General features: G+C 49.4%; 2 tRNA genes and 3 rRNA genes. All 5 read right to left on the bottom strand.

The window, feature by feature from the left end:
- Positions 1-291: 291 nt before the first annotated feature.
- The 5 genes from rrf to ACTHRE_RS10970 all read right to left on the bottom strand — a co-directional run bounded on the left by rrf (position 292) and on the right by ACTHRE_RS10970 (position 5,540).
- Positions 292-405, bottom strand: a 5S ribosomal RNA gene (gene rrf, locus ACTHRE_RS10950).
- Positions 406-499: 94 nt separating this feature from the next.
- A 23S ribosomal RNA gene (locus ACTHRE_RS10955) occupies positions 500-3,388 on the bottom strand.
- A 348-nt stretch (positions 3,389-3,736) separates the two neighbouring features.
- A tRNA-Ala gene (locus ACTHRE_RS10960) sits at positions 3,737-3,812 on the bottom strand.
- A gap of 5 nt (positions 3,813-3,817) precedes the next feature.
- A tRNA-Ile gene (locus ACTHRE_RS10965) sits at positions 3,818-3,894 on the bottom strand.
- Between the two features lie 105 nt (positions 3,895-3,999).
- Positions 4,000-5,540, bottom strand: a 16S ribosomal RNA gene (locus ACTHRE_RS10970).
- Together the 16S, 23S and 5S rRNA genes with 2 tRNA genes alongside form the textbook arrangement of a ribosomal RNA operon.
- Positions 5,541-5,800: the final 260 nt, after the last annotated feature.

Consider the following 5,800-nt stretch of genomic DNA (forward strand, 5'->3'; position numbering starts at 1 on the left):
GCAACAGCCCATACCCGCATAAATGCTTACGCCATATTAACGCAAATATCATTTTATTTCAAATATTCTAAACAGTTAACCGTAACTTTCGGTACTTTTGTTCAAGAATAACAACAGAGTTGTCATCCTTTAATTTAAACAACAAGCATGCACGAACACTCAATAGGCATCGGAATGGGTATCGGTTCATCAATATCCTTGCACCCATTACCCTACCTCCTATCGTCAAACCGACAGAACTGACAGGCATGTAAAAAGCCCCCGACATCAGTCGGGGGCTTCGGAATGGGTGTTTGGCGGTGACCTACTTTCACATGGAAGAACCACACTATCATCGGCGCTGAGTCGTTTCACGGTCCTGTTCGGGATGGGAAGGCGTGGGACCAACTCGCTATGGCCGCCAAACTTAAACTGTTACAAATCGGTAAAGCCTTAATCAATTATTTGGTGATGACTGAATCAGTCAGTAAGCTTTTATCTTTGAAGTTCTTCAAATGATAGAGTCAAGCCTCACGAGCAATTAGTATGGGTTAGCTTCACGCGTTACCGCGCTTCCACACCCCACCTATCAACGTCCTGGTCTCGAACGACTCTTTAGTGTGGTTAAACCACAAGGGAAGTCTCATCTTCAGGCGAGTTTCGCGCTTAGATGCTTTCAGCGCTTATCTCTTCCGAACTTAGCTACCCGGCTATGCAACTGGCGTTACAACCGGTACACCAGAGGTTCGTCCACTCCGGTCCTCTCGTACTAGGAGCAGCCCCCGTCAAACTTCCAACGCCCACTGCAGATAGGGACCAAACTGTCTCACGACGTTTTAAACCCAGCTCACGTACCACTTTAAATGGCGAACAGCCATACCCTTGGGACCGACTACAGCCCCAGGATGTGATGAGCCGACATCGAGGTGCCAAACTCCGCCGTCGATATGAACTCTTGGGCGGAATCAGCCTGTTATCCCCGGAGTACCTTTTATCCGTTGAGCGATGGCCCTTCCATACAGAACCACCGGATCACTATGTCCTGCTTTCGCACCTGCTCGACTTGTCGGTCTCGCAGTTAAGCTACCTTTTGCCATTGCACTATCAGTCCGATTTCCGACCGGACCTAGGTAACCTTCGAACTCCTCCGTTACTCTTTGGGAGGAGACCGCCCCAGTCAAACTGCCTACCATGCACGGTCCCCGACCCGGATTACGGGTCTGGGTTAGAACCTCAAAGACACCAGGGTGGTATTTCAAGGACGGCTCCACAGAGACTGGCGTCTCTGCTTCAAAGCCTCCCACCTATCCTACACAAGTGACTTCAAAGTCCAATGCAAAGCTACAGTAAAGGTTCACGGGGTCTTTCCGTCTAGCAGCGGGTAGATTGCATCTTCACAACCACTTCAACTTCGCTGAGTCTCAGGAGGAGACAGTGTGGCCATCGTTACGCCATTCGTGCGGGTCGGAACTTACCCGACAAGGAATTTCGCTACCTTAGGACCGTTATAGTTACGGCCGCCGTTTACTGGGGCTTCGATCCGATGCTTGCACATCTTCAATTAACCTTCCAGCACCGGGCAGGCGTCACACCCTATACGTCCACTTTCGTGTTAGCAGAGTGCTGTGTTTTTAATAAACAGTCGCAGCCACCTATTCTCTGCGACCCTCCAGGGCTTACGGAGCAAGTCCTTAACCTTAGAGGGCATACCTTCTCCCGAAGTTACGGTATCAATTTGCCGAGTTCCTTCTCCTGAGTTCTCTCAAGCGCCTTAGAATTCTCATCCTGCCCACCTGTGTCGGTTTGCGGTACGGTTCAATTCAAACTGAAGCTTAGTGGCTTTTCCTGGAAGCGTGGTATTAGTTACTTCATGTCCGTAGACACTCGTCATCACTTCTCGGTGTTAAGAAGACCCGGATTTACCTAAGTCTTCCACCTACCGGCTTAAACAAGCTATTCCAACAGCTTGCTAACCTAACCTTCTCCGTCCCCACATCGCATTTGAATCAAGTACAGGAATATTAACCTGTTTCCCATCGACTACGCATTTCTGCCTCGCCTTAGGGGCCGACTCACCCTACGCCGATGAACGTTGCGTAGGAAACCTTGGGCTTTCGGCGAGCGGGCTTTTCACCCGCTTTATCGCTACTCATGTCAACATTCGCACTTCTGATACCTCCAGCACACTTTACAATGCACCTTCATCGGCCTACAGAACGCTCCCCTACCATGCCAGTAAACTGGCATCCGCAGCTTCGGTTATAGATTTGAGCCCCGTTACATCTTCCGCGCAGGACGACTCGACCAGTGAGCTATTACGCTTTCTTTAAATGATGGCTGCTTCTAAGCCAACATCCTGGCTGTCTGGGCCTTCCCACTTCGTTTACCACTTAATCTATCATTTGGGACCTTAGCTGGCGGTCTGGGTTGTTTCCCTCTTGACAACGGACGTTAGCACCCGCTGTCTGTCTCCCGAGGAACCACTTGATGGTATTCTTAGTTTGCCATGGGTTGGTAAGTTGCAATAACCCCCTAGCCATAACAGTGCTTTACCCCCATCAGTGTCTTGCTCGAGGCACTACCTAAATAGTTTTCGGGGAGAACCAGCTATCTCCGAGTTTGTTTAGCCTTTCACCCCTATCCACAGCTCATCCCCGCATTTTGCAACATGCGTGGGTTCGGTCCTCCAGTACCTGTTACGGCACCTTCAACCTGGCCATGGATAGATCACTCGGTTTCGGGTCTACACCCAGCAACTATTCGCCCTATTAAGACTCGGTTTCCCTACGCCTCCCCTATTCGGTTAAGCTCGCTACTGAATGTAAGTCGTTGACCCATTATACAAAAGGTACGCAGTCACACCACAAGGGTGCTCCCACTGTTTGTATGCATCAGGTTTCAGGTTCTATTTCACTCCCCTCCCGGGGTTCTTTTCGCCTTTCCCTCACGGTACTGGTTCACTATCGGTCGATGATGAGTATTTAGCCTTGGAGGATGGTCCCCCCATATTCAGACAGGATTTCACGTGTCCCGCCCTACTTTTTGTACGCTTAGTACCACTGTTGAGATTTCGAATACGGGACTATCACCCACTATGGTCAAGCTTCCCAGCTTGTTCTTCTATCTCGACAGTTATTACGTACAGGCTCCTCCGCGTTCGCTCGCCACTACTTGCGGAATCTCGGTTGATTTCTTTTCCTCCGGGTACTTAGATGGTTCAGTTCTCCGGGTTCGCTTCGCTTATCCTATGTATTCAGATAAGGATACCTCCTAAGAGGTGGGTTTCCCCATTCGGACATCGCGGGATCATAGCTTTATTGCCAGCTCCCCCACGCTTTTCGCAGGCTTACACGTCCTTCGTCGCCTATCATCGCCAAGGCATCCACCTGATGCACTTATTCACTTGACTCTATCATTTCAAGAACCTCTTTGACTTCGTTTGCCTACCCGTTGACTAGGGAAGCAAACTTGAAATTCCTACTTTGATAAAGCTTACTGCTTTGTTGTGTCTTAATCCTGCCTTTTGTGTTTCAGGATTAAGTCGATACAATCATCACCCAAATACTGTGTTTATTTTCTTTTCTCTTGCGAGAGATTTTTTATCCTTTGCAAAGAATAAAAAATCAAAACAAACTCATTGTCTTTGTTTGTTGATTTCGGCTTTCCAATTTGTTAAAGATCGATGCGTCGATATTTCACTTCGCAAATCAAAATAAGCTGCTAAATATAGCAGGCTTCCTTTGATTTGTAAAGTTCTTGGTGGAGGCAAACGGGATCGAACCGATGACCCCCTGCTTGCAAAGCAGGTGCTCTACCAACTGAGCTATGCCCCCGTTCTTGGTGGGTCTGGGAGGACTTGAACCTCCGACCCCACGCTTATCAAGCGTGTGCTCTAACCAGCTGAGCTACAAACCCGGATTCTCTTCTTAAGCGAATCTTGTCTTCACTCAAGCTTTTCTCTTCCGCATCTTTTACAGTTTACCGATAAGTGTGAATGCATCAGACCTCTTCTTTCTCTAGAAAGGAGGTGATCCAGCCGCAGGTTCCCCTACGGCTACCTTGTTACGACTTCACCCCAGTCATGAAGCATACCGTGGTAAGCGGGCTCCTTGCGGTTACCCTACCTACTTCTGGTATCCCCCACTCCCATGGTGTGACGGGCGGTGTGTACAAGACCCGGGAACGTATTCACCGCAGTATGCTGACCTGCGATTACTAGCGATTCCGACTTCATGCACTCGAGTTGCAGAGTGCAATCCGGACTACGATCGGTTTTATGAGATTGGCTCCACCTCGCGGCTTGGCTACCCTCTGTACCGACCATTGTATGACGTGTGAAGCCCTGGTCATAAGGGCCATGAGGACTTGACGTCATCCCCACCTTCCTCCGGCTTGTCACCGGCAGTCTCATTAGAGTGCCCAACTAAATGATGGCAACTAATGACAAGGGTTGCGCTCGTTGCGGGACTTAACCCAACATCTCACGACACGAGCTGACGACAGCCATGCAGCACCTGTGTTACGGCTCCCGAAGGCACTCCTCCGTCTCTGGAGGATTCCGTACATGTCAAGACCAGGTAAGGTTCTTCGCGTTGCATCGAATTAATCCACATCATCCACCGCTTGTGCGGGTCCCCGTCAATTCCTTTGAGTTTTAATCTTGCGACCGTACTCCCCAGGCGGTCAATTTCACGCGTTAGCTACGCTACTAAGCAATCAAGTTGCCCAACAGCTAATTGACATCGTTTAGGGCGTGGACTACCAGGGTATCTAATCCTGTTTGCTACCCACGCTTTCGAGCATGAACGTCAGTGTTATCCCAGGAGGCTGCCTTCGCCATCGGTATTCCTCCACATCTCTACGCATTTCACTGCTACACGTGGAATTCTACCTCCCTCTGACACACTCTAGTCACCCAGTTCAGAACGCAGTTCCCAGGTTGAGCCCGGGGATTTCACATCCTGCTTAAGTAACCGTCTGCGCTCGCTTTACGCCCAGTAATTCCGATTAACGCTCGCACCCTACGTATTACCGCGGCTGCTGGCACGTAGTTAGCCGGTGCTTATTCTTCAGGTACCGTCATCAGCCGTCGATATTAGCAACAGCCTTTTCTTCCCTGACAAAAGTCCTTTACAACCCGAAGGCCTTCTTCAGACACGCGGCATGGCTGGATCAGGCTTGCGCCCATTGTCCAAAATTCCCCACTGCTGCCTCCCGTAGGAGTCTGGGCCGTGTCTCAGTCCCAGTGTGGCGGATCATCCTCTCAGACCCGCTACTGATCGTCGCCTTGGTAGGCCTTTACCCCACCAACTAGCTAATCAGATATCGGCCGCTCGAATAACGCAAGGCCCGAAGGTCCCCTGCTTTCCTCCTCAGAGAATATGCGGTATTAGCTAATCTTTCGATTAGTTATCCCCCATTACTCGGTACGTTCCGATATATTACTCACCCGTTCGCCACTCGCCACCCAAGAAGCAAGCTTCTCTGTGCTGCCGTCCGACTTGCATGTGTAAAGCATGCCGCCAGCGTTCAATCTGAGCCAGGATCAAACTCTTATGTTCAATCTCTAACTTATAACTTCTGGTCTGCTTCAAAGAAACCGACAGAACAATGTCTAAAACATCATCTTGTCTGTCTTTCAAACAGTGTGAGGCCTAATGCACTCACACTTATCGGTAATCTGTTTTTTAAAGAGCGAATCGAATTATACAGCACATTTAGCAAATGTCAACTAAAATTATCGAAAATTTTAACTAACTGTGTTATACTGTCTGCTTCGTTTTCTTCACCGCGTCAGCAGCGAAGAACCGAACTATACGCC

The sequence above is a fragment of the Neisseria sp. P0001.S007 genome (genome assembly GCF_051963655.1).
Lineage (GTDB): Bacteria > Pseudomonadota > Gammaproteobacteria > Burkholderiales > Neisseriaceae > Neisseria > Neisseria subflava_A.